A 4,132-nucleotide genomic window follows, 5' to 3' on the forward strand; every position below is an offset into this window, starting at 1 on the left:
CGACATCGCCGGTCCCGGTTTTATCAATATCTTTCTCGACCCGCGCTGGCTCGAGAACCATCTTGCCGAGGCCCTTTCCTCGCCGCGTCTAGGGGTTTTAAGCGTCGCACCACAAACTATTGTGGTGGATTATTCTGCCCCTAATGTTGCCAAAGAAATGCATGTCGGTCATGTGCGCTCTACCATCATCGGCGATGCCTCGGTCCGCACGCTGACATTTTTGGGCCATAACGTGATAAGGGCCAACCACGTCGGAGATTGGGGAACACAGTTCGGCATGCTAATAGCCTATCTAGAGAAAGTGCAGGACAGCGGGGAAGCAGAAATGCAGCTCTCCAGTCTGGAAAGCTTTTATCGCGCTGCCAAACAGCACTATGATAAGGATCCCTCCTTCGCTGAGCGTGCACGCGGTTATGTGGTGAAGCTCCAGGGCGGCGATGAATATTGCCGGCGGATGTGGCGCAAACTGGTGGACGTCACCATGGCGCAGAATCAGAAAACCTATGACCGGCTCAACGTGACGCTTAAGCGCGAAGACGTCATGGGCGAGAGTCTGTACAACACCATGTTGCCCGGGATCGTTGCGGATCTGAAGGCGAAAGGGCTAGCGGTGGAGAACGAAGGCGCCATCGTGGTATTCCTTGAGGAATTCAAAAATAAAGAAGGTAACCCTATGGGGGTGATCATCCAGAAAAAGGATGGCGCTTACCTCTATACCACCACCGATATCGCCTGTGCCAAATACCGCTACGAAACGCTAAAAGCTGATCGCATCATCTACTATATCGATTCACGTCAGCATCAGCATTTGATGCAGGCTTGGACCATCGTGCGCAAGGCTGGCTATGTACCTAAATCGGTACCACTTGAACATCATATGTTCGGCATGATATTGGGCAAGGATGGTAAGCCGTTTAAAACCCGGGCCAGCGGGACAATAAAACTCACTGACCTGTTGGACGAAGCGCTGGAACGTGCTCGCCGCCTGATTGCCGCTAAAAATCCTGGCATGGACGACGCGGAGCTGGAAAGGCTGGCGCAGGTGGTGAGTATCGGGGCGGTGAAGTATGCGGATTTATCGAAAAGCCGTACCACCGATTACATTTTCGACTGGGACAATATGCTCAGTTTCGAGGGTAATACCGCACCCTACATGCAATACTCTTATACCCGCGTCGTCTCGATATTCAAGCGTACCGGCCAGGATGAGCAGCAGCTCACCGGCAATATTCGGCTAGCGGCGGAGCAGGAAACCCGGCTGGCAGTTCGTCTGCTGCAGTTAGAAGAAGCCATTGTAACAGTGGTGTGCGACGGCACTCCCCATGTGTTATGCGCCTATCTTTATGATCTGGCGGTACTGTTTTCCGCCTTCTACGAACACTGTCCAATCCTGAATGCCGAGAACGAAGCGTTGCGCCAAAGCCGCCTGCAACTGGCGCTGCTAACTGCACGCACGTTGAAGCAAGGACTGGATCTATTGGGTATCGAAACAGTCGAGCGGATGTAAGCCGGGGCTTAACGCCTGGATTGCGCACCCTTGACCGCTAGCTGTGATCGTTGAGAAGCCGACCCGCGCCTCTGTCGCAGACCGGTTTTTATTGCGGGAATAAGGTTTAGTAAACCTTTACCGAGCGCACGAAATGGCGAGGACGGAATCCCACCAACCACAGCGTGGCGAAATAGACAACTATTCCTGCAGTCACCACGCCCATCAGGCGCAACAACCGCCAGGGCATGGCGCCCTGCGCCCAGTCCGGCATCACCGACAGCAGCCCGACCAGCGCCGCTACCATGATAATGACCGCCAGCATCAGACGGCAGAAATAACCGGGCCAGCCATGCTGGGGTTGAAACAATTTTTGCCGGCGCAGCTGCCAATACAAAAGCCCAGCGTTGAGACAGGCAGCCAGGCCAATGGACAGCGATAGACCAACGTGTTTCAGCGGACCGATAAAGGTCAAGTTCATCACTTGGGTCATGACTAGTGTAATCATCGCCGCGCGCACCGGCGTTTTAATATCCTGACGAGAGTAAAATCCCTGGGCTAGCACTTTGACCAGAATTAGGCCAACCAGACCCACCGAGTAGGCTATCAGCGCACGTTGTGTCATCAAGGCGTCAAAGGTGGAAAACTTACCATACTGGAACAGCGCGACTGTCAGCGGATGCGCCAGAATACCGAGCGCCGCCGCGCTGGGCAGCGCCAGCATGAAGCATAAGCGTAATCCCCAATCCATCAGACGGGAGTATTCATCGTGATTGCCGCGGGTAATGCTGCGCGACAGTGAGGGTAGTAGAATAGTCCCCAACGCCACACCCAGCACCCCGGAAGGGAACTCCATAAGGCGGTCGGCATAATATATCCAGGAGACGGAACCGGATACTAAAAAGGAGGCAAATATGGTATTGATAATCAGTGAGACCTGGATGACGGATACGCCGAGGATAGCCGGACCCATTTGCCTCAGTACGCGCCATACGGCGGCGTCACGAAATTGCACTCTGGGCAGCACCAGCATGCCGATTTTTTTCAAGTGCGGTAGTTGATAACCTAATTGAAAAACGCCGCCGGCCAACACGGCCCAGGCCAACGCCATCACCGGCGGATGGAACATAGGCGACGCCAGCAACGAAAAACCGATCATACTGACATTCAGCAACGTCGGCGCGAACGCCGGCACCGAGAACCGATTCCAGGTATTAAGCACCGCACCCACTAGCGAGGTGAGGGAAATTAAAAAAATATAGGGAAAAGTGACACGTAACAGCGCGGTCGTCAGGGAGAATTTCTCCGGTGTATCGGTAAAACCCGGTGCGGTGATCATAATGATCCAAGGAGCGGCCAGTATACCGGCGACGGTGACTAGTGCCAGCACCAGCGTTAGAAAACCGACGATATAGGCGATAAACACGCGCGTTGCGACCTCGCCCTGCTGGCTTTTGTATTCCTCTAAAATCGGCACAAACGCCTGGGAAAAAGCCCCTTCGGCGAAGATGCGGCGCAGCAGATTGGGAATTTTGAAGGCAACGAAAAAGGCGTCGCTCGCTATACCTGCGCCGAACACCCGCGCTACGATAGCATCGCGAATAAACCCTAATACGCGGGAAAAAAGTGTCATGGAGCTGACTGCTGCCAAGGATTTCAATAAATTCATTGTGGTGTTTATCTGTTCCGCCCAGATCTCCGTCAACCTGAGGTTAGTTAGCGCGCTGTCCGGCAAATCCTGGGCTGTTAAGGTATTCCTAGTCTACCTTACCCAAAGAAAATCGCTACTGTCCGTTATCAGTGGCGCGGTAATTGGCCGGTTGCGCCGAACGTCGGGGAAAAGCCCGACCAATACGCTGATAGCATTGTGGCGTCAGGACATCAAGCCTCACATTCCGCCAGCATTCGCTATATCCAGTGCTACGCACTGATGCTCTCCTCGCCATCGAGACACGTCGGGGTCTGGTTCATAGCGCAGTCGATAAAGTACTCTACCGCATCGGTAAACCCGTACTGGGTTAAAATCGTCTACCAGGCAGGGACCAGAAATTCCCCTAGTTGTTCTCTCGCGCTCCCACTGAAAACGGCACATCTCTTCAGAGTTTACGGCGGTGACGATTTCTCGCTGTCTGCCCGCCTGGCAGTGCATAGCCGGTGGTGACTAGTCCTTCGCCGCAGCGAAACGCATGCTCGGTATACAACAGCTGGCCCGCAACAGATTGCTGAACAATGCCGGAATTCCATCCACCAACCATAAGGAGGTGTCCACGACGTGTGCAGATAATCATCTAAAGCGTAAAACGCACGCCCTTGCGGCCTGATGCTGTCGCTACGGATGCAGCGAAGCAATGTGCTGCATATCCCGTTTTAGATACTGGTACAGCGACGCGAAGCGGCGGTTGGAACCGACCATCAATATTCACTGCTGTCGGGAGGCCAGCGTCAGCAGCACTTCCGCCTGCTCAACGGTTGCCTAAAGCGGCTTATCCGCATACACATACTGACCGCGCTTGAAAAAAGTTTCTATGAATAAAAAGGGCATCACCGCTACTGCGCACATTCATCTATCTAGGTAAAATTTGAGATCATCCCGATTAGCCGAGTAGCACTTCCGCCAGACGGTAATCGTCCAGTTCATTGGACAGA

The 4,132-nt window shown here is 53.7% G+C and carries 3 protein-coding genes; 2 read left to right on the plus strand and 1 reads right to left on the minus strand.

Going from position 1 to position 4,132, the window contains the following annotated elements; translation table 11 throughout:
* Positions 1-1,507 (plus strand): arginine--tRNA ligase (gene argS / locus BG74_RS08740; protein ID WP_244267478.1); only part of this gene is annotated, 1,507 nt, incomplete at its 5' end.
* A 106-nt stretch (positions 1,508-1,613) separates the two neighbouring features.
* On the opposite strand, the gene murJ is transcribed toward argS, so the two are convergent.
* Entirely contained in the window at positions 1,614-3,155 is a 1,542-nt protein-coding gene (gene murJ / locus BG74_RS08745) for a murein biosynthesis integral membrane protein MurJ (protein ID WP_066597897.1), read from the minus strand.
* Here murJ and BG74_RS08750 point away from each other — a divergent pair.
* Positions 3,118-3,417, plus strand: coding sequence for a hypothetical protein (locus BG74_RS08750; RefSeq protein WP_066597898.1), 300 nt, complete (start codon positions 3,118-3,120; stop codon positions 3,415-3,417). The two genes, murJ and BG74_RS08750, sit on opposite strands and share 38 nt — an antisense overlap.
* The last annotated feature ends 715 nt before the right edge of the window (positions 3,418-4,132 follow it).

Source organism: Sodalis-like endosymbiont of Proechinophthirus fluctus (genome assembly GCF_001602625.1).
GTDB lineage: Bacteria > Pseudomonadota > Gammaproteobacteria > Enterobacterales > Enterobacteriaceae.

Coding starts and splice junctions, on each gene's coding strand:
- BG74_RS08750 (WP_066597898.1), top strand. CDS start 3,118: ATGGAGCTGACTGCTGCCAAGGATTTCAATAAATTCATTGTGGTGTTT.
- murJ (WP_066597897.1), bottom strand. CDS start 3,155: ATGAATTTATTGAAATCCTTGGCAGCAGTCAGCTCCATGACACTTTTT.